The sequence below is a fragment of the Burkholderia contaminans genome, assembly GCF_029633825.1.
In the GTDB taxonomy this organism is placed as follows: domain Bacteria; phylum Pseudomonadota; class Gammaproteobacteria; order Burkholderiales; family Burkholderiaceae; genus Burkholderia; species Burkholderia contaminans.
In genome coordinates this window covers 259,501-279,314 of record NZ_CP090642.1, presented here as the reverse complement: position 1 = coordinate 279,314, position 19,814 = coordinate 259,501, and the positions used below count along the sequence as shown (strand labels likewise).

The 19,814-nt window shown below is 64.4% G+C and carries 16 protein-coding genes and 3 pseudogenes; 6 read left to right on the top strand and 13 right to left on the bottom strand.

Translation table 11 applies throughout. The annotated features are described in order from the left end of the window. Positions 1–17 precede the first annotated feature (17 nt). The 4 genes from LXE91_RS33525 to LXE91_RS33510 all read right to left on the bottom strand — a co-directional run bounded on the left by LXE91_RS33525 (position 18) and on the right by LXE91_RS33510 (position 5,028). Positions 18–806: an energy transducer TonB gene (locus LXE91_RS33525; RefSeq protein ID WP_039355178.1), complete on the bottom strand. Its 789-nt coding sequence runs from the start codon at positions 804–806 to the stop codon at positions 18–20. Further along, complete coding sequence (locus LXE91_RS33520) at positions 796–3,183, bottom strand: TonB-dependent siderophore receptor (protein ID WP_223274472.1); 2,388 nt, start codon at positions 3,181–3,183, stop codon at positions 796–798. The genes LXE91_RS33525 and LXE91_RS33520 overlap by 11 nt, the downstream gene beginning before the upstream one ends. 295 nt (positions 3,184–3,478) lie before the next feature. After that, positions 3,479–3,943 carry an Lrp/AsnC family transcriptional regulator gene (locus tag LXE91_RS33515; RefSeq protein WP_039355180.1) on the bottom strand — a complete coding sequence of 155 codons (465 nt, stop codon included), beginning with the start codon at positions 3,941–3,943 and terminating at the stop codon, positions 3,479–3,481. Positions 3,944–4,080: 137 nt separating this feature from the next. Further along, positions 4,081–5,028, bottom strand: a complete 948-nt coding sequence (locus LXE91_RS33510; RefSeq protein WP_039355385.1) for a FecR family protein — start codon at positions 5,026–5,028, stop codon at positions 4,081–4,083. Between the two features lie 187 nt (positions 5,029–5,215). Between LXE91_RS33510 and LXE91_RS33505 the strand changes: the two genes are divergently transcribed. From LXE91_RS33505 to LXE91_RS33490, 4 genes are all read left to right on the top strand, one after another. After that, a complete protein-coding gene (locus LXE91_RS33505; RefSeq protein WP_158077516.1) occupies positions 5,216–5,512 on the top strand; it encodes a hypothetical protein in 297 nt (98 codons plus the stop codon). 70 nt (positions 5,513–5,582) lie between these two features. After that, on the top strand, positions 5,583–6,572 hold the full coding sequence (locus tag LXE91_RS33500) for a D-2-hydroxyacid dehydrogenase (protein WP_039355182.1): 990 nt from the start codon (positions 5,583–5,585) through the stop codon (positions 6,570–6,572). Between the two features lie 89 nt (positions 6,573–6,661). Further along, the gene (locus tag LXE91_RS33495) at positions 6,662–7,969 is read left to right on the top strand and encodes an MFS transporter (protein ID WP_278068179.1); all 1,308 of its coding nucleotides are present in this window, start codon (positions 6,662–6,664) and stop codon (positions 7,967–7,969) included. Between the two features lie 48 nt (positions 7,970–8,017). Further along, a complete protein-coding gene (locus tag LXE91_RS33490; RefSeq protein ID WP_039355186.1) occupies positions 8,018–8,806 on the top strand; it encodes a class II aldolase/adducin family protein in 789 nt (262 codons plus the stop codon). 59 nt (positions 8,807–8,865) lie between these two features. Here the strand turns inward: LXE91_RS33490 and LXE91_RS33485 are convergent. Further along, a pseudogene (locus LXE91_RS33485) lies at positions 8,866–9,132 on the bottom strand (citrate-proton symporter); the annotation flags it as partial. A gap of 327 nt (positions 9,133–9,459) precedes the next feature. On the opposite strand from LXE91_RS33485, the gene LXE91_RS33480 reads away from it, so the two are divergent. Next, the gene (locus LXE91_RS33480; protein ID WP_076841470.1) at positions 9,460–10,359 is read left to right on the top strand and encodes a LysR family transcriptional regulator; all 900 of its coding nucleotides are present in this window, start codon (positions 9,460–9,462) and stop codon (positions 10,357–10,359) included. Between the two features lie 92 nt (positions 10,360–10,451). Here the strand turns inward: LXE91_RS33480 and LXE91_RS33475 are convergent. Next, positions 10,452–11,006: pseudogene (locus tag LXE91_RS33475) on the bottom strand (M20/M25/M40 family metallo-hydrolase); the annotation flags it as partial. Here LXE91_RS33475 and LXE91_RS33470 point away from each other — a divergent pair. Beyond that, a pseudogene (locus LXE91_RS33470) lies at positions 11,003–11,635 on the top strand (LysR substrate-binding domain-containing protein); the annotation flags it as partial. The pseudogenes LXE91_RS33475 and LXE91_RS33470 sit on opposite strands and share 4 nt — an antisense overlap. Before the next feature lie 149 nt (positions 11,636–11,784). Here the strand turns inward: LXE91_RS33470 and LXE91_RS33465 are convergent. The 7 genes from LXE91_RS33465 to LXE91_RS33435 form a co-directional block, all read right to left on the bottom strand. After that, positions 11,785–12,660 (bottom strand): alpha/beta fold hydrolase, encoded by an 876-nt coding sequence (locus tag LXE91_RS33465; RefSeq protein WP_039355193.1) that lies wholly within the window; start codon positions 12,658–12,660, stop codon positions 11,785–11,787. 69 nt (positions 12,661–12,729) lie between these two features. Beyond that, complete coding sequence (mhpT, locus tag LXE91_RS33460; RefSeq protein ID WP_039355195.1) at positions 12,730–13,986, bottom strand: 3-(3-hydroxy-phenyl)propionate transporter MhpT; 1,257 nt, start codon at positions 13,984–13,986, stop codon at positions 12,730–12,732. 89 nt (positions 13,987–14,075) lie between these two features. After that, complete coding sequence (dmpG, locus tag LXE91_RS33455; RefSeq protein ID WP_039355196.1) at positions 14,076–15,095, bottom strand: 4-hydroxy-2-oxovalerate aldolase; 1,020 nt, start codon at positions 15,093–15,095, stop codon at positions 14,076–14,078. Between the two features lie 13 nt (positions 15,096–15,108). Further along, on the bottom strand, positions 15,109–16,050 hold the full coding sequence (locus tag LXE91_RS33450; protein ID WP_039355197.1) for an acetaldehyde dehydrogenase (acetylating): 942 nt from the start codon (positions 16,048–16,050) through the stop codon (positions 15,109–15,111). Between the two features lie 13 nt (positions 16,051–16,063). Beyond that, positions 16,064–16,867, bottom strand: a complete 804-nt coding sequence (locus LXE91_RS33445; RefSeq protein WP_039355198.1) for a fumarylacetoacetate hydrolase family protein — start codon at positions 16,865–16,867, stop codon at positions 16,064–16,066. Positions 16,868–16,887: 20 nt separating this feature from the next. Next, the gene (locus tag LXE91_RS33440; protein WP_039355199.1) at positions 16,888–17,847 is read right to left on the bottom strand and encodes a 3-carboxyethylcatechol 2,3-dioxygenase; all 960 of its coding nucleotides are present in this window, start codon (positions 17,845–17,847) and stop codon (positions 16,888–16,890) included. Between the two features lie 2 nt (positions 17,848–17,849). After that, on the bottom strand, positions 17,850–19,706 hold the full coding sequence (locus LXE91_RS33435) for a bifunctional 3-(3-hydroxy-phenyl)propionate/3-hydroxycinnamic acid hydroxylase (RefSeq protein ID WP_039355200.1): 1,857 nt from the start codon (positions 19,704–19,706) through the stop codon (positions 17,850–17,852). Positions 19,707–19,814 lie beyond the last annotated feature (108 nt).

Here is a 19,814-nt window from a genome sequence, read left to right as displayed (position 1 = left end):
CTCCGATTGGTGCGGGTTCAGTCGTTCAGGTTGAATGCGATGGGTTGGGTAGCTTCTACCGAGCGCGCGATGCCCGCCGTCTCGTACGGATGACAGCGCCCGGCACGGATCGCCGCGACGGCGGCCGCGTCGAGCAGCGGCGAGCCGCTGCTCTGCGCCACGCGCGCGGACGTCACCGCGCCGTCGGTGCCGATGCTCAGATGCACGACCACGGTGCCCTCCTGTTGCAGCCGCCGCGCTTTCGCCGGATAGTCGGGTCGCGGCATCTGGCATCCCAACTGCTTCAACTCGCCCGCGCTGATTTGCTTCGGCGCGTCCAGCACGTTTGGCCCCGGCGCGGGTTGTGCGACAGGTTGGGCCGGCGCCGCTTCAGGTGCGGGATGCGGCGCGGGCACCGGCGTGACCGGCCGCGTTTCGGCGGGTTTCGGCGCCTCCTGCGGCGCTGCTTCCACCGTGCGCGGGCTCGGCGCCCGCGACGCCAGCACGTGCGCCTTTTCCGGCTTTGCCGGCGCCACGGGTTTCGGCGGCTCGGTGCGCGGCTTGGGCGGCGCCGGCGGGGTTGGCGCAGGCCGCGGTGCCGGCGCGGCAACCAGTTGCACCTGCACCGTGCCGCCCGCGGGACGCCCGGCCTCGAGCCTGAGCGTCACCGCACTCTGGTGGACTGCAACGTACAGTCCCAGCGCATGCGCGAGCAGCACCCCTGCGGCACACGCGAGGCGGCGTGTGCGTGCATAAGGCGCCTGGGACGTGTTCTCGCGCACGGCGATGTCGTCCCAGGGGCGGGCGGGCAAGGAATCAGAAGTCATAGGTTCCGGTCAGCATGACCGTCCGCTCCGGACCCATCGGGATCAGGCTGGACGTCGTGCTGCTGTAGTAGAGCTTGCGATTGAACACGTTCTTGATCGAAAGATTCAGGCCGTACCCCTTCTTCCGATAGAACACGCCGAGGTCCGTCTCCACCTGGCTCGGGATGCGGTAGGCCGAGCCCGATTCGACGTACTGCCCGCTTGCAAAGAACAGCCCTGTGCCGACCCCGAAGCCCTGGAGTGCTTCGGTCTGGAAGTTGTAAGTCGCCCACAGGCTGGCGCTGTTCTTGGGTAGGTTCACCGCAAGCTTGGTGCCGGCGGGCTGCACGAAGTCGTTGTACGTGTAGGTACCGACCACGTTGACGCCGGGCAGCGGCTGGCCGTTGATCTCCGCTTCGAATCCGCGGCTGACGGCGCCGCCGGCAGGAAGATAGAAGCCGCGATGACGCGGATCGGCGACGTTGTAATTGCTGAACGAGGTGCGGTAAGCCGAGGTCGTGATGGCCAGCTTGTCGTCGAGCAGATTGAACTTCATGCCCACTTCGACTTGCTGGCTGATCTGCGGAGGCAGGATGCCGCCACCGAACTGAGGCGCCGAGCCAGGCCGGAAGCCACGGTTGTAGCTGGCATAAGCCGAAACCTCGGAGGTCAGTTCATAGAGCAGGCCGAGACTTGGGCTATAGGCGTTCTGATGGTTTCCCGGCGACGCCGTTCCGCCGATCGTACCCGTCAGATAAGTGTCCCGCCTCACCGAAGCGAGCGCATGGAAATTCCTGTAGGAAAACTGATCCTGAAGATACAAACCCGTTTCCGTGTACCGACTGGCGGATGTCGGCGCAAGGTTACCCGTATCGGACGAGGGCAACGAAGGGGGGCCGAAAACGTTCGGAACGGAAATGAATTTCGAGGTCGTGGTATCGACCTGATACCGGTTGTAATGATTGAAATCCCACCCTGCTATCACGGTGTTTTTCACACCGCCGATATCGAACTTGGCTCGCAGGTAATTCTGGAAGCTCCAGCTGTAGTAATCCGAAATAGAATCGAAGTTGAAGAACGCCGCACCGTTGGTCGGCGAGAGCGTCGTCGCCGTCGCCCAAGCCTGCTGCGTTTGCTGGGTACGCGTATAGGAACCCTTGCTCACGAAGGTCAGCGCCTTGCCGAGCTTTTGTTCGAGGTGAAAGAAAATACTGTCGGTTTGCGCGCCGAAGTGGTCGGACGGTGAGCCGAGCGGACGGTCGATATAGTTTCGGTAGATGTCGCCCGCGGCATAGCCGACCGTGAACTGCGGAACCGGCTGGCGATCGACCGTGCGCTCATAGCCGACCGTCAGGTCCGTGGTCGAATCCTTCCATTGCACGGTCGGCGCAAAGTAGAAATTTCTCTGGCCGTCATACCCCATGGCATTCTGGCCGACCCGCTCCCCCGAGATGATGAAGCGATACCGGAGCTTCTTGTCGTCGGTAATCGCGCCCGTGGTGTCCAGCGCGATCTGCGTGTCACCGTACGTGCCATAACCCAGTTTGATTTCGTGAAACGGGTCAGCCTGCGGCGTCTTCTTGACGATATTGATCACGCCTCCCGGCGGGCTGTTGCCGTTCACGATCGCCGACGGCCCCTTGATCACTTCCACGCTCGAGATCGCTATCGTCGGCGTGACGTTGGGCGCGGACCCGACAGTCGCAAGCCCGTCCGAAGTCAGATTTTCCGCTGCAAACCCGCGAATCATGTACTGCGGCACACCAAGCGGCCCCGGCCGCGTGACGACACCGGACGCATTCCTCAGCACATCGGAGAGCGACTGAGCGGCCTGACTCTGGATCACCGCCGCGTTGATGACGCTGACCGATTTCGGCGTCTCGCTCAGCGGCACGTCCGAGCGCGCATAGGTGGACGACGATTCCGCGACGAAGCCGGTGCCGCCGGAGTCCCGGCTGGCCGCCACGCTGATGAGCGGAAGCGTGGTATCGACAGGCCCCACGGAGGCTGCCGCCGCCGACGCCGCGACGGGCGCTGCCGCAACCGGCTTCGCAACCGCCTTCTGGATGGTCAGGCCACCGCTGCCCGTCGCGACGAGATCGAGACCGGTGCCCCGGAGCGCTTGTCGAATCGCGGCCTCGGCGGTATAGCTGCCCTCGACGGGCGACGATTTCAACGATTGCACGAGGCCCGCGTCGTAGCTCAACCTCACGTTGGCCGCCTGGGCGATTTCGACCAGCGTGCGGTCCAGCGGACCGCTTGCGAGATGCCATGACTGCTGTGCGGCCTGTTGTGCATGCGCCGACGCCGCCATGAAAACCTGTGCAACGGCGACCGCGATGGCAACCCCTGATGCCTGGCTCGAGATGGCCCGGCGAGTTCCGATATTGAGCTTCACGTTTGAACCGCTCCCTTGTCGAATGTATTGGCTCTTCGTCCGTTCTATCAGTATTCCTACGCGTGACCGCGTCATCATCGTGTCGCAAAGTACCGTCATGCTTTCAATCGGGCTTCGGTCAGCCTCTTGCCCGAACGCGTCATCGATGAAACAAGTCTATCGTCCGGGCCTGGAATGTTTTTTTGAAACAATTCGCTTGCGCCGCCCGTTTTGGAATTCCATTCCGCGGTTTCCGCCGCGCCGGTGAAATTCCGTCCTTCTCCGTTCCTGTCGATACACTGCCCGGCCCGTGCGGTCACAGCATGTAATCGAGCGGTAATACGGTGGTCTGTTTAATGGTCTCCATCGCGAAGCTGGAACTGACGTCGAAGATGTCGACCGCGCCGATCAGACGCCTGTATACGCTGTCGTACGCGTCGATATGCGGCACCACCACCTTGAGCATGTAGTCGATGTGCCCGCTCATGCGATGGACTTCCACCACTTCGGGGATCGTCGCCACGACGTCGCAGAAACGCTGCAACCACGCGGCGGTATGTTCCGCAGTCTTGATCTCCACCAGAACGGTCACGCCCACGTTGAGCTTCTTCGCATCCAGAAGCGCCACGCGACGCGCTATCACCCCGTCCTGCTCGAGCTTCTGAATGCGTCGCCAGCATGGCGTGGTCGAAAGATTCACGCGGTCGGCGATCTCGGCCACCGAGAGCGTGCTGTCCTGCTGCAGCACGGACAATATGGCCTTGTCGATAGCGTCGAACACACTTCCTCCACTCGAGTGCACGGGTTGATGTCGAGCGATTTGATGCGCTCTTGATTACCTTGTGCAACGAGCGGCGAAAAGTGACACCGCAAGTCGAAAAAAATCTGGAGGGGGGACTGGAGGGGCTGCCTGCGGTTTCAGGCAGGTGTGGCGACGGCGAGCATCTTGCCGTACAGATTCAGGGAAAACCCGAGGCTTTCGGCCAGTTGCCGGAGCGCGGCCGGCGCGTCGTCGAGCGGAAAGACGCCGCTCACGCGGCGCGACAGCGCGGCCTCCGGAAAACGGATATAGCCGCCGAAGTAACGGCCCAGCGTTTCGATCACGTCCGGCACCGCGCGGTCGAGCACGACCAGCGTGCCGCGTGTCCACGAGAAGATGTCGACCGACGTTTCGGGCATGCGTGCGATCTGTCCGCCCGACAGGGACCACGCCGATCCATCGGGTACCCGCAAGCGGCGCCCGTGAGGCACGGCAAGGACTGCGTCGCCGCCTTGCACGGCCACGACGGTATGCAGCCGCAGGACGTCCACGCTCACGCGCGCCCGCTCGGTGCGGACCGTGCCGTCGCGGGTAGTCACGACGACAGACTGATGGCCCGCGCGATTCGGATCGGTTGCAACCTGACCGGCGGCAAGATAGAGGTCGGCTTGCTCACGTGCACGGGTATACACCCGCGTGGCCGCGCCGGCCGTGACCGAAACGTTGCCGTCGAACTGGACTCTTTGTGGGACCACATCGCCATTGTGGTAGTCCGCGTCGAGCGAAAACGTCGAAACGAGCTGGCGCGTGGCGATCCCCGCAAGCACGATGCCCCCCAGGCCAGCGCCGGCTTTCAGCAATCGTCTGCGGTGACGCGACGGCTCGTCGAGCGCCCGCCGCACCGCCTCACTCGACGTGCCCTGCAACGGCCCCAGCCTGCCGAGCCGCTGCTGCAGCCGCGCCCACGCTTCTTCGTGGGCCGGATCCGCGCGCCGCCATGCCGCGAATGCGTCGCGCTCCTCCTGCGAAATCTCGCCGGAGCGCAGCCTCACTTCCCAGTCAATCGCCTCTTGCGCCACCGGATCGAGCGTGGAGTTACCGTTCATGAGCATCAATCAATCGCGGGCGAACGGCCGTGCCGCAAACGCGGCCCGTTGCCGAGCGGATAATTCCGGAACATGTGTTTCGCGCGGAGCATATCACGCTCTCGCGTTGGCATGCGGCTCCTCAATGTCTGCCGACAGCCACGCACGACATCGCTCGCACCGGCCCGTCAGGTACGAGCGGCCCCGATTGGCCAGCCCTCGTCAAGACGTGCTCGAGCGTCATCGAACTTGTCGTCGCACTGCCATCCATCGACCGTTCCATGCGCGATCCCTGGATAACCACTTCATTCCCGACGCCACCGCGGAAGGTGAACCTGCTCGTCTTCACGGCATCCCTCCTGGTCTTGATGAAAACGTCACGCCGGAATTCTCGATTTCCAAATGGGACGGTTTCACAAACCAGGGGCACATGCAGATGCCCGACCCTTCACATTTTGGAAACGGTGCGTACACCAAAACGCTCAACGCGTGCCTTGTCACTTGATCACAATGACCTCATGGCGCACGGGCTTTTCTTATTCCAGATATCCGGGCGCACAGCATAGGCAAACGAGATAGTGGTAATGGAGACGATGCTGGCCCTGAATATTCTTCTCTCCGATGTGGCCGCGCGCCACTTCGACGGCGAGATCGCGCGAACGCTTGGCGCAACGCCGTTCCGCCTGCTGTCGCCTGGCGACGCATCGAGCGCCGAAGCGCATATCGCATTCGTGAGCCGCGACGTGACGGGCCGCTCGACCAAGCACGACTTGACGCCGGAAACCCGCCACTTCTACGACGCGCTGCGCGCCGCACCGAACCTGCGCTGGGTGCATGCTCATTCCGCGGGCGTCGATCGTCCGATCTTCATCGAGATGCGGCAACGCGGCGTGCAGGTGACGTCGTCTTCCGGCGCAAACGCTCGCACGGTCGCGCATACGGCGCTGGCCGGTCTGATGGCGCTGGCACGCCGCCTGCCGCTGCTGCACGAAGCGCAGCGCGAACACGCATGGCGCCCCTTGCTGCTCGACGCCGCGCCGCGCGATCTCGCCGCTCAGACCGCGGTGATCGTGGGCTACGGTGCAATCGGTCAAAGGCTCGCCCGCTTGCTGGATGCGCTGGAAATGGCCGTCATCGTCGTACGCCGCGAGGCACAGGGCGAAACCTTCATCGATTTCTCGATGCTCGATGACGTGCTGCCGCGCACCGACTGGCTTGTGCTCGCCTGCCCGCTCACGCCGCAGACGACGAAGCTGATCGACGCAAGCCGTCTCGCGCGTCTGCCGAAGCAGGCGCATCTGGTCAACGTCGCGCGCGGCGAGGTCGTGGTCGAAGCGGATCTGATCGCCGCGCTGCGTAGCGGTGCGCTGGCGGGCGCCTACCTCGACGTGTTCGAGCACGAACCCCTGAGTGCGGCATCGCCCTTGTGGGATATGCCGAACGTGATTCTCACTCCGCATATGGCGGGACAGTCAGACAGTCAGTACGCAGCCGTCGGCCGCATCTGGCTCGACAACCTCGCGCGCTGGCATCGAGGCGAACCGCTGCTCAACCTCGCGCGCTGAAACAGCGACCGAACGATGGCGCGCCGCTGGCACGCGACACCGGCGTGGATCCGACGCATACGCCATTCCCACAATACAAGGAGACGACCATGCACGAAACGATACCCGCCGACGTCGATGCCGCAACGCGTCCGCTACGTCGCCGCGGCGCGCTGCGATCGATTGCGGGCGGTTCCATCGGCAATCTGATCGAATGGTACGACTTTCACGTTTATACGACTTTCTCCATCTTCTTCGCCGCCTCGTTTTTTCCCCGCGAGAACCGCACCATTCAGTTGCTTTCGACGGCGGCGATCTTCGCCATCGGCTTTCTGCTGCGGCCAGTCGGAAGCTGGCTGATCGGCCTGTATGCCGACCGGCGCGGACGCCGCTCCGCACTCACGTTGTCCGTCATCCTGATGTGCGCGGGCTCGCTCGCCATCGGCCTGTGTCCGACCTATCCGCAGATCGGCATGGCCGCACCGCTCGTCCTGCTGCTCGCGCGGCTCGTGCAGGGCTTTTCCCTCGGCGGCGAGTACGGCGCGAGTTCGGTGTACCTGAGCGAGATCGCGAAGCCCGGCCATCGCGGCTTCTACAGCAGCTTCCACTACGTCACGCTGATTCTCGGCCAGTTGCTCGCCACGCTCGTGCAGGTCGTATTGCAGGCGCTGATTCCGCGTGCGGAACTGATTGACTGGGGCTGGCGCGTGCCGTTCATCACCGGCGCGGCGCTCGCGCTGGTGGCGTGGTGGGTGCGCCGCAATATCGATGAAACCCCGGACTTCCGCGCGCTCGGCGAGAAGGACAAGCGCGGCGTGTCGCTGTTGGCGCTGCGCGAGCACTGGCGGCCCGTTTTGCTCGTGTTCGGGCTCACCACGGGCGGCACGCTCGCATTCTTCACCTACACGGTTTATATGCACAACTATCTCGTCAATACGGTCGGACTGAGCCCGCAGACGAGCGCGTGGCTTTCGCTGTCCACGCTGACGCTGTTCATGGTCATGCAGCCGTTCTTCGGCGCGCTGTCGGATCGTATCGGGCGACGCGCACTGCTGCTGTGGTTCGGAATTGGCGGCACGTTCGCCACCTGGCCGCTGCTCACGGCGCTTGCGCGCACACACAGCGCAACAACCGCGTTCCTGCTGCTCACGCTCGCACTGATGATCGTGTCCGGCTACACGTCCGTGTGCTCCGTCATGAAAGCCGAGTTGTTTCCCGCGCGGTTGCGGGCGCTGGGCGTGGGCGTGCCGTATGCCATCGCGACGGCCATATTCGGCGGCACGGCCGGTTACGTCGGACTCTGGTTCAAGAGCATCGGCCATGAAAGCGGTTTCTACCTGTATGCGTCGGCATGCATCGGCTGCACGCTGATCGCCACCTTGAGCCTGCGCCGCAGCGACATGCAAATGCAGTCGTAGGCGACGCACGGCCTGCTCTTTCCGATCAACTTCGACGAGGAATCTCGAATGACCACGCTCCCCGAATTCTCCATTCCATCGATGCGCGAGCAATGCTCCGAAGCCGAATGGAAAACGCGCGTCGATCTGGCCGCCTGCTACCGGCTGACCGAGCTATACGGCATGTCGGACATGGCCGCGAACCACATCTCGGCGCGCGTGCCGGGCGAGGAAGGCGCGTATCTCATCAACGCTTACGGCATGCTGTACGAGGAAGTCACGGCATCGAGCCTGATCAAGATCGACATCGATGGAAATATTCTCAGCAAGCCCGTGTTCGTCGGCATGGACTACGGCATCAATCGCGCGGGCTACGTGATCCACGGCGCCATCCACGAAGCGAACCCCGAACTCGAATGCGTGATTCATACGCACAGCTGGCCGGGCATGGCCATATCGGCGCTCAAGTGCGGGCTGCTGCCGCTCACGCAGACTTCCATGCGCTTCTACAAGATCGGCTACCACGATTACTGCGGCGTGGTGCTGGATGTCTCGGAGCGCGAATCGCTGGTGCGCGATCTCGGCGAGAACAACGCGCTCATTCTGCGCAATCACGGCCTGCTCACCGTCGGCAAGACCATTCCCGAAGCGTTCAACGCCATGCATCGGCTGGAGTTGTCGTGCAGGACGCAGCTCGCGGCCATGGCGTGCAATACCGAACTGAACGCAGTTCCGCACGACGTGCTCGAAGAGACGTACATGAACTATCAGCCGCAGACACGCCGCCCTTATGGTGTGATGGAATGGCCCGCGCTACTGCGCAAGCTGGATCGCATCGACCCTTCCTATCGACGATGAAAACAACGAAGCCCGACGCAAGGCCGGGCTTCGGTCGCGACGCATCGAAACGGCGTCCATCAGGCCGACGCCGACGCCGACGCCGACGCCGAAGCATTACGTGCGGCGCCGCGCCGATATAACCCAGGCTTTCGCACAAAAGGCCGCGAACCGCAGCGAAACCCCTGCCAGTAGCCAGACGCGGCCCAGTCATGCATCACCTGAGTGAGACAGGTGGACACGGCCGGCGTGAAACCGCCAAGCAGCGCCGTCGCATGACTGAACGCCAGCGAAATACCCGCGACGCGCGCTTCCCCCGGCATCACTTCGGTCAACGCGACGACCAGCTTTTCCCTCGTCCGCGAAGTTGCCATTGCGAATTTTTGGGGATCTCACCCCCGTTGCAATCGCCGAGCACTGGTCCGAAGGGGCGACCATGGCAAGCGAACGGTTCGTACAGGTGAGCGACAGAAGACGTATCTTCCCTATTGGCCGGCGTCCAGCTGTTCAAACCATGCTCAAGGAAGTTGCAGGCGACTCACTTCGTCGCCGTCTCATCAACCCTGTCCCGGATTGTTATAGTGCCGGGTCAGGAAGTGAACGATTCAACAGCGATGAAAGAGGCCCTACCGCCTCCGACAAATGGCTTCCGATCAACAGGCTCGCGACCGAACATGATGAAACTTGATCTTCAGAGTCTTCGCATCTTTGTTTCGGCTATCGAGTCGAAGAGCTTGACCAAGGCAGCAGAAGATAATGCCCTCGTAACGTCAGGAGCCAGCAAGCGAATCGCCGACCTCGAGAGCCGGCTCGGCGTGGATCTCCTGATCCGCCATGCGCGCGGCGTTCAGGGCACGCCGGCGGGTTTGTCGCTGTATCATCATGCGAAAGCGATCTTGCGCCGCGTCGAAATAGCGCAAGACGTTGTGGCTGAATTTGGAAAGGCAGGAAATCCAAAAGTCAGATTAGCCGCGAATCCGTCATCAATCATCGCGTATATACCTGCGATAACACGGAGATATCTTGCGGAGTCTCCTGCCGCTCGTATCGATCTGCAAGAGCGCTACAGCTACGACATTCCGCGGCTGGTCGCGGAAAATGAAGCGGATGTCGGGATTTATCACGCATTGTCGCCGGCGCCCGGCGTGACGTCCTATCCATTCCGGCGGGACCGCATTGTCCTGGTTACACGCCGAGATCACGCGCTCGCGGTTTTTGATGAGCTGTTCCTGGAAGCTGCCAATTCCTACCCGTTCGTCGGGTATTTTCCTCGGCACACCTATGACGCATTCTCATCGCTTGCCGGACGAGGCTTGTCACGTCCGCTCGATGTCAAAATCGAAGTTGGAAATTACGAGGCAAGATGCCGCCTCATCCAGGAAGGAATAGGAATTGGCGTAATTCCGGAACCAAACGCCTCCCCATATCTGAATCTTTACAATCTGAAGGCGATAAGACTGCTCGACGAGTGGGCGGAACGACAACTTTACGTGTGCGTCGCGAATGATCGAGATTTGTCGGATTATCCGGAGACGAAACGATTTCTTGAATGCCTGTTGGATAAATCCGATTAAAGCGTAAAATCCCGCCCGCAAGCCGTCATTCATGACGGCGCGCCACCATGCCCGTTCATCACGATCGGCCCCGAACAGTCGGCACCCGCGCCTTACCGCGCCAAAACCCGCTCCACCAACCTCACGAAATAACTCGCTCCCACCGGCAGCAACGCATCGTTGAAGTCGTAACTGGCGTTATGCAGCAGGCAAGGCCCGCCGCCATGCCCATGCAGGCGATGATCGCCGCTCCCGTTCCCGAGGAATGCACAACAACCCGGCCTCTCGCGCAGCATGAACGAGAAATCCTCTGCCGCCATGGTCGGATCGACGGCCGCGTTCACATGCGCGTCGCCCACCAGCTCCCGCATCACCGCCACCGCCACCGCCGTCTGCCCGGCGTCGTTCACGGTAGCCGGATACTGGCGCTGGAAATCCACCTCGCTCTCGCAATCGAAGGCCACGGCCGTCGCGGCCACCACGGCGCGCATGCGCGTCTCGATCAGGTCGAGCGTCGCATCGGAGAAAGTCCGCACCGTGCCGCCGAGCCAGGCATCGGTCGGCACCACGTTCATCGCCTCACCCGCATGCACTTGCGTGACCGACAGCACCGCGCCGTCGATCGGATTGCGGTTGCGCGTGACGATTCCCTGCAGCGCACTCGGTACTCGGTGAGGGCTTCGTCTCGGATCTAATGGCCGGGCCGATGCCGCAGTTCTGCCGGCAGTTCCCCGGGATCCGCGTCAACCTCGACTTGGGCAGCACCAACGATGTGATCCGCAAAATCTCGAACGACGAGGGCGAGATCGGCCTGGTCTACAACCCTCCCGCCGAACCCAAGCTGGTGTCGCGCGCCTCGAAGCGGCAGCCGATGATGGCGATCGTCGGCCCCGGCTTCCCGCGCCGCAGCCACAAGGTGCTGACGGTGCAGCAGCTCGCCGCCTACCCGCTGGCGGCCACCCACCCGTCCTACGGTACGCGGCAGATGATGGAGGCCGTGGAATACGCCGAACGCGTATGGCTCACGCCGAGCGTCACCACCAATTCCTTTGCTATCCTGAATGAGTTCGTGAAATCGGGGCTCGGCATCGCGCTGATGCCAGCCTTCGCGGTGGCGACCGAACTGCAGGCCAAGGAACTGTTTGCGATCGAGATCGCGCATCCGATTCTCGAGAACGCCGAGGCGCACATGGTCACGCGCGTGGGCCGCAAGCTCTCGGTGGCCGCCAACAAGATGCTGCAGATGATGACGGGGCAGATGCAGGCGTTCCGCCAGGAGCCCTGCCCCGGCTCGTAGCCCTGCTCCTGCCCGCGACGCGAGGCCGCCGCCAACGCAGCCGGGCGCGATCGATGCGATCCGAATCCAGGCCAGCGTGACGAGCCGGCCGACGCGCACGCCCTGGATCGACGAACTGTCTTTCGAAGGCGGCGCTTGCCTCGCTGCACTCAATTCCGCAGGAAGTCGACCACCATCCGGTTGAATGCATCCGCATGCTCCCACTGCGCCCAGTGCCCGCACCGGTTGAACACATGCAGTTGCGCGTTCTGCATGCCGGCGATCAGCCGCAGGCCGGTATCCATCGGTACGAACCGATCGTCGCGCCCCCAGATCACGAGCGTCGGCGCCGCGATCTCGCCCAACCGCGGGCCGTAATCGGTGAACTGCTTCGGATTGGCCGCGAGGCTCTTCACGAAGTTCTCGAGGTGATCGCGCCGCGCGAGCATGTTGTCGAGGCGCGCCTTCATCAGCTCGTCGGTGAGCGCGCTCGCATCGTAGACGAACACGTCCATCATCCGCTTCAGGTTCTCGATCGTCGGCTCGCGATACAGGCCCTGCAGCAGCTTGATGCCCTCGGTCGGCATCGGCACGAAGTTGCTCGGCCCGCCCGTGCCGCCGCCCATCAGTACCAGCTTGCCGACACGCTCCGGGTTGCCGAGCGCGAACGCAACCGCGCTATGCCCGCCCATCGAGTTGCCGAGAATATGTACGCGCTCGATATCGAGCACGTCGAGCAGCCCCTTCAGCACGCGGCCGTTGAGTTCCGAGCGCGACGACGTACAGACGATCGGATCGCTCTTGCTCCAGCCCGGGCAGTCCATCAGGATCACGCGATAGCCTGCCGCGACCAGCGGCTCGACGTTGCGGTTGAAGTTCGCCCAGCCGCTCGCGCCAGGCCCCGAACCATGCAGCATCACGACCGTCTCGCCGGTTGGTCCGGCGCCCGTGTCGTTATAGTGGATCCGCAGTTCGAGGTCGCCGTCCTTCACGCGTGCAAACCGGCTCGTCGACGCTTCCGTGATCGGTGATGTCGTCGCAGTCATGATGATGTCCTTTCCGAAAAAATGAATGATCTCGATCGCGGGCCGCGCTCGCGCGGCCCGCCCGAATCGCTACGCGCGCTGCGGCTCGCCCGTGCGCTGCCGCGCAAACGCACCCACCACCGTCAACGCCGCCACCGCGGCGATCACGATCAGCGGGATGCTCGCCGACACCAGCATCGACGGGCTCTGACCGAGCGCGAACAACTGCCCTGCCACCAGCGGCCCGAGAATCGAACCGAGCCGCCCCACCGCAACGGCCGCACCCACGCCCGTGCCGCGCACTTCGGTCGGATACGCATGGCCGGCCAGCGCATACAGCACCGACTGGCCGCCGACGAGGAACAACCCGCACAGCAAGCCGCCGATCGCCATCGACGTCGCGCCACCCGCGCTCGCCAGCGTGATCAGCGCGACAGCGACGCCGACATACATGCCGATCACCGTGCCGCGCCGTCCGAAGCGGTCCATCAGCGTCGCGATCGCGACGGCCCCGATACCGCCGCCGATGTTGAACATCATCAGCACGACGTTGGCCTGCACGCGTGTCAGCCCCCGCGACAGCACCATCGACGGCAGCCAGTTCATCAGGAAATACAGCACGACGAGCGTGCCGAGATAGCTGATCCACAGCGCGATGGTCGTACGCGCGCGGCCGTGTCGCCACAGCGCGTCACGCACGCCGGGCAGGCCCGCGACATGGGCCGCCACGGTCGAACGGGTCGCCACGAACTGCCGCGACTCGTGCAGGAACATCCCGAGCAGCGGCACCATGACGAGCGGCCCGACTCCGCCGACGTAAAACACGTGACGCCAATTCGCATCGCCTGCGCTCGCGATGCCGATCACCGCGGCGATCGCCGCGCCGAACGGCATCCCGCAGTACATCGCGCCGACCGCCGTGCCGCGCTGCCGCGGGCCCGCCGCCTCCGAGCACAGCGCGATCAGGTTCGGCATCGCGGCGCCGAGCCCGCAGCCCGTCATCAATCGCGCGACGAGCAGGCTCTCGAAGCTCCAGACCTGCGTCGTCGCGAGCGAGAACAGGCCGAACATCGCGACCGACCACATCAGCACGCGCTTGCGGCCGAACCGGTCGGCCAGCCGGCCGCCGAGCGCGGCACCCGGCAGCAGGCCGAGCGCGCCCGCGCTGAACGCCCAGCCCATCTGCGCGACGGCGAGCGAAAACTCCTTCGCCATGCGCGGGCCGGCCACCCCCGCCGATTGCAGGTCCAGCCCTTCGAGCAACGCAATCGCGAGGCACAACATGATCGTCGCGTGTCCCGTGCGTCCATGTCGCGCGGTATCGCCTTCCGTTCGTGACGTATTCATTCAAAGTCTCCAATGATTGATAGGCAGGCCGCTCTTGCCGGCGGCTGTCATGTATCGGACCGCGACGTGTGCGGTCCTGCCGTGCGTTCCTATGCGGCCTCGCCACGCTTCTTCAGATCGAGCGCGACGTCGACGATCATGTCTTCCTGGCCACCCACCATCCGGCGCTTGCCCAGTTCGACGAGGATGTCCACGGTGCTGATGTCGTACTTCTTCGCGGCCGCTTCCGAGTGACGCAGGAAGCTCGAATACACGCCCGCATAGCCGAGCGCGAGCGTTTCGCGGTCGACGCGCACCGGACGGTCCTGCAACGGCCGTACGATGTCGTCGGCCGCATCCATGAGCGTGTAGAGATCGGTGCCGTGGTTCCAGCCCATCCGCTCGGCCGCCGCGATGAACACTTCGAGCGGCGCATTGCCGGCGCCCGCGCCCATTCCCGCGAGCGACGCATCGATCCGGTCGCAGCCTTCCTCCACCGCGACGATCGAGTTCGCGACGCCGAGCGACAGGTTGTGGTGCGCGTGCATGCCGGTTTCCGTTTCGGGCTTCAGCACCGCCTTCACCGCACGGAACCGATCGCGCACGTCCGACATCGTCAGCGCGCCGCCGGAATCGACGACGTAGATGCAGGTCGCGCCGTAGCTTTCCATCTTCTTCGCCTCGACGGCCAGATTCTCGGGCGTCGTCATGTGGCTCATCATCAGGAAGCCGACCGTGTCCATGCCGAGTTCGCGCGCATATTCGATGTGCTGCTTCGAGATATCCGCCTCGGTGCAGTGCGTCGCGACACGCACGATGCGCGCGCCGGCGTCGTATGCGGCCTTCAGGTCGTGAATCGTGCCGATGCCCGGCAAGAGCAGCGTCGCGATCCTCGCGTGTTCGACGACGTCCGCTACCGCCTCGATCCATTCGAGATCGGTATGCGCGCCGAAGCCGTAGTTGAAGCTCGATCCTTGCAGGCCGTCGCCGTGCGCGACCTCGATGCTGTCCACCCTGGCGCGATCCAGCGCACGTGCGATGTCCTGCACGTTCGCGATCGAATACTGGTGTCGAATGGCGTGACTGCCGTCGCGCAGCGTCACGTCGGAGATATACAGTTTCTTGCTCATCGCCGTTTGCTCCTTACGCGCTCACGCGCGCCTGCGCCATGCGTTCGCCGGTCGCGAGCGCGGCGGAAGTCATGATGTCGAGATTGCCCGCGTAGGCAGGCAGGTAGTGCGCGGCGCCCTCCACTTCGACGAACACCGACGTTTTCAGGCCGCTGAATGTTCCCAGGCCCGGAATACGGATCGGTGCGCTCGCCGGAATCTCGTCGAATTGCACCTTCTGCTTGAGCCGATAGCCAGGCACGTACGCGTGTACCTTCGCGACGGTGTCCTCGATCGACGCCTCGATCTCCGCGCGAGACGCGAGGTCGGACAGCGTATAGACCGTGTCGCGCATCATCAGCGGCGGCTCGGCCGGGTTCAGCACGATGATCGCCTTGCCCTTCGCGGCGCCGCCGACCACCTCGATCGCCTTCGACGTCGTTTCGGTGAATTCGTCGATGTTCGCGCGCGTACCGGGGCCCGCGGACTTGCTGCTGATCGACGCGACAATCTCCGCGTAGTGCACCCTCGCGACGCGCGACACAGCCGCGACGATCGGAATCGTCGCCTGGCCGCCGCACGTGACCATGTTCACGTTCGGCGCGTCGATGTGCGCGTCGAGGTTGACGACCGGCACGCAGTACGGGCCGATCGCGGCGGGTGTCAGATCGATCATGCGAATCGACGGCTTGAGCGTGCGCAGCAGCGCTGCGTTGCGAACGTGCGCGCCTGCGGACGTCGCGTCGAACACGAAATCGATCTGGTCGAATACCGGCAGACGCGTGAGCCCTTCGACGCCTTCGTGCGTGGTCGCGACACCCAGTCGCGCGGCACGCGCGAGACCGTCCGAGTTCGCGTCGATACCGACCATCGCCGCGATTTCCAGATGCCTGCCGTGACGGAGGATCTTGATCATCAGGTCCGTGCCGATGTTGCCGGAGCCGATGATCGCAGCCTTGAGTTTTTCGGAAGCCATGCGAGTTCCTGAGTTAAGCCGTAAAAGTTGCCCGGACGCTGCCGAGCCCGTCGATCTGCGCGACATAGGTGCCGGCCTCGCGGACGGCGACCATCGGACCGAGCGCGCCGGTCAGCACCACGTCGCCGGCGCGCAGCGGCGTGCCGAGTTGCACCATCCGGTCGGCCAGCCACACGGCAGCGTTGAGTGGATTGCCGAGGCAGGCGGCGCCGCTGCCCTTCGACAGCACTTCGCCATTGCGGGCGAGCGTCATTGCGCAGCTCGTCAGATCGAGCTGCGAAAGCGGCACCGGACGGCTGCCGACCACGAAGCGCGCGCTCGATGCGTTGTCGGCGACCGTGTCGACGAAGCGGATGTCCCAGTCCCGGATGCGGCTGTCCACCACCTCGATCGCGGCGAGCGCATAAGCGCTTGCGCGCAGGATGTCGACGAACGTGTGCCTGTCATGCGTGAGGTCGCGATCGAGCACGAGCGCGATCTCCGCTTCGACCTTGGGCTGTATCAGTTGCGCGAGCGAAATCGGCGCGCCGTCGCCGCAAGCCATGCTCGCGAACAACGCACCGAAATCGGGCTGGTCGACGCCCAGTTGGGTCTGCACCGCGAGCGACGTCAGGCCGATCTTGCGGCCGACGATGCGCTCGCCGTTCGCGACGCGCCGGTCGACGTTGGCCTGCTGCACCGCGTAGGCCAGCGTCATCGCGTCGAGCGGGATGCCGCCCGCGGCGGCTTCGCCGCGCAGCGGCGCGATCGTGCTGCGCGACGCCTCGGCTTCGCGCAGTCGCGCGGCCAGTGTCGTCACAAGGTTCGAATCGGACATCTAGGTCTCCTGGAGTTCGGTCACGCCGCCGCCGCGACGGCGGTCGACGACGTGGCGTGCATGGTGGCGAAACCCGCGATCCACTCGGGAATCGCGCGGTAGTAGTCGAGCGACGCGTGATACGGGCCATATGCGGCGAGCGCGGCGAATGCGGCGACCCACGTGCGGATCTCGTGCGCGGACTTGCCGCCGTCGCGCGTGATCGCGTCATTGGTCATGCCGTCCAGTGCGGTCAGTTCGCCGGATGCGAGTCTGGCAAGGAATGCGCGATCCCATTCGGGATTGAGCGGATGCAGCGGACTGTCGCCGGCGGCAAACGAACGGGCGGCGGCCACGGTACGCGCCTGGCGCGCCGCGCGCGACTCGGCTGACGGATGGCGACCGGCGATCAGCCGCTCCGCCACTTCGGCGGTCGCGCCGATCAGTTCCGGTACAGGCGGCTCGTGCGAGATGCCGCCCGAGCCGACCACCAGCACGCGGCGGTCGGTACGCGCGAGATGGCGGCCGATCGCATCGCCCAGCAAACGCGCGCGGCGCAGCGTCGCCATCGGCGGCGCGACAGAGTTGATGAATACCGGGATCACCGGATAGCGATCGAGTCCGCCGGTGAGCACTTCGAGTGCCTGCGCACAGCCGTGGTCGACCTGCATCCGGTACGACAGCGCGACATCGACGTCGGCGGCCAGCACGCTTTCCGCCAGCCCGTGCGCGAGATCGCCCGGCACCGGCAGCGTGCCGGCCAGGCTCTTGAAATCACCGATCGCGTCGGCGCGTGCGCCGATGCAGAACGGCGGCATCATGTCGTAGAAGAATCCGTTGAAATGATCGGGGGCGAAAACGACGATCAGGTCGGGCCGGAAACGCTCGACACGTTCGCGCGCGGCCCGGCCGATGCGCTCGACTTCGGCAACCACGTCGGGCGCCGGATCGACGTAACCGTGTAGCGGCGTATGGGACAGACATTCGAGATGAATCGGCATGCTCATGCTCCTGCCACGTGTGTGAGGACATCGCGATCGAACACCGGGCGCTGCGAAGATGGCGCAACGTCGCCGTGCTCGTGCCGCGCGCCTGCCGTCATGCCGAGCTTTTCCGCGAGCGCGACAATCGCCGAGGACACCTGCTGTGGCGCACATGCACCCGCGACGAAACGATCGGGACGCAGCAGCACGACCGACTCCGGCAGACGGCTGAACCAGTCCTTCAACCGCCCCGTCACGTCACCGATCGCGAGCACGTCCGACGGCACGTCGTCGGCGTAAGCGAGCTGCGCGTCCGGCTTCGCAACCACGAAGCGGCCGCCGAGCCGTGCCCACGACGCACGCGCCTGCGGCGTCATGCCGAAGGTCGGATCCGCGCCCCAGCCCAGCAGGACGAAACCGGTGCCGATCGCGTCGTCGAGCAGCACGGTGCGGCCGTCGGTCAGCCGCACGCGCGGCTGGATGAACATGCGACCGACCGGTGACGCGGCAAACGGATCGCGACCGTATGCGAGCCGGCCGATCAAGGAATCGCGCTTTTCGCTCATCAGGCCAAGCAGCCGGCCCGGCGCGGAATTGCCCGATCGTTCGAGCACGCGTGCAAACCAGCCGTGCCTGCATGCATGCGCGGGCAGCAGTACCGCGCCCGCCTCGTAACGCGGCATCGGCTTGAAGCGCATTTCGACGAAGTAGCGCTTCACCATCGGGAACAGGTTCAGCGCACGCACGAAGGTGTCGCGAAAGCGCGCGCCGAAACGTGTCGTCGGCGCGAATATATCGCCCGCCACTTCGGAAAGATGGATCATCGAACGCGCATGCGCGCGACGCTCGACGGTATAGGTTTCGAGCAAGCGGCTGTCTGCCAGCCCCCGCGCGACCATCGCGAGCTTCCAGCCGAGATTGTTCGCGTCGCGGATTCCGCTGTTGTAACCCTGCCCCTGCCACACCGGCATGATGTGCGCGGCGTCTCCGGCGAGCAGGACGCGGCCCACGTGAAACGTCGACGCGAGACGCGCATTGTGCGTATAGACGCGCTTGCGGATGTAGTCGACCGCATCCGGATCCGCGACCACCTTGCGGATCAGCGCAGCCATGTTGTCGGGTTTCGACAGTTCTTCCTCGGTCTCGCCCGGCATCACCATGAACTCGAAGCGGCGAATACCGTGCGGCAGCGCCGCCGACACGTATGGCCGTTCATGATCGCAATGCATGTAGACGTGCGGCGAGCCGATCGGGTCGTTGCGCACGTCCACGACGATCCACTGGTTCGGCTTCGTACGCCCTTCGAACGGCACGTTCAGCACGCGGCGCACGAAGCTGTTGCCGCCGTCCGCGCCGACCATGTACGCTGCGCGCACGGTCCGGCGTTCGCCATCCGCATCGTCCACGTCGATGCTGACGCCGTCGGCGTCCTGCGTGAACGATGCAACGCTGTGCCCGAACAGCACCTGGACATGCGGGAAACGCGCGAGGCCTTCGTGGAGCACGCGATCCGCGAGCGGCTGGATGAACGCGTTGCGGCGCGGCCAGCCGAATTCGTCGGTGCGCGGCTCGATCGATGCGAAGCAGTGACCGTCCTTCGTCACGAAACGCATCCAGTGATCGGGCGTCGTGTGCGGCACGAGTTCGTCGGCCAGGCCGATCGACTGGAACACGCGCAATGCTTCGTCATCCAGACCAATTGCGCGCGGGTAATCGATGATCTGTTCAAGCTTCTCGATCAGCGTGACACGCACGCCCTGAAGGCCCAGAATGTTGGCGATCATCAAGCCGACCGGGCCTGCGCCAATGATTGCGACGTCGGTGGAAAGCGGGTCGCGCGGGTCGCGATGCGCGGCTGGACTGGGTGTGGGATTCATGTGTCTCCTTCCTCGCGCGACTCGGTGGTCGCTGCGTATGCCGATGGATACCGGCCGGGGCACGTCGCGGGTTCCGTGTCGCGTCGTGTGGCGGCGGGATGGAGGCAA

Excerpts from the sequence above, each read along its gene's own strand:
- LXE91_RS33465 (WP_039355193.1), bottom strand. The coding sequence starts at position 12,660 with ATGACTGCGACGACATCACCGATCACGGAAGCGTCGACGAGCCGGTTT.
- LXE91_RS33450 (WP_039355197.1), bottom strand. The coding sequence starts at position 16,050 with ATGGCTTCCGAAAAACTCAAGGCTGCGATCATCGGCTCCGGCAACATC.
- LXE91_RS33440 (WP_039355199.1), bottom strand. The coding sequence starts at position 17,847 with ATGCCGATTCATCTCGAATGTCTGTCCCATACGCCGCTACACGGTTAC.
- LXE91_RS33510 (WP_039355385.1), bottom strand. The coding sequence starts at position 5,028 with ATGAACGGTAACTCCACGCTCGATCCGGTGGCGCAAGAGGCGATTGAC.
- LXE91_RS33525 (WP_039355178.1), bottom strand. The coding sequence starts at position 806 with ATGACTTCTGATTCCTTGCCCGCCCGCCCCTGGGACGACATCGCCGTG.
- LXE91_RS33435 (WP_039355200.1), bottom strand. The coding sequence starts at position 19,706 with ATGAATCCCACACCCAGTCCAGCCGCGCATCGCGACCCGCGCGACCCG.
- mhpT (WP_039355195.1), bottom strand. The coding sequence starts at position 13,986 with ATGAATACGTCACGAACGGAAGGCGATACCGCGCGACATGGACGCACG.
- LXE91_RS33495 (WP_278068179.1), top strand. The coding sequence starts at position 6,662 with ATGCACGAAACGATACCCGCCGACGTCGATGCCGCAACGCGTCCGCTA.
- dmpG (WP_039355196.1), bottom strand. The coding sequence starts at position 15,095 with ATGAGCAAGAAACTGTATATCTCCGACGTGACGCTGCGCGACGGCAGT.
- LXE91_RS33490 (WP_039355186.1), top strand. The coding sequence starts at position 8,018 with ATGACCACGCTCCCCGAATTCTCCATTCCATCGATGCGCGAGCAATGC.
- LXE91_RS33480 (WP_076841470.1), top strand. The coding sequence starts at position 9,460 with ATGATGAAACTTGATCTTCAGAGTCTTCGCATCTTTGTTTCGGCTATC.
- LXE91_RS33445 (WP_039355198.1), bottom strand. The coding sequence starts at position 16,867 with ATGTCCGATTCGAACCTTGTGACGACACTGGCCGCGCGACTGCGCGAA.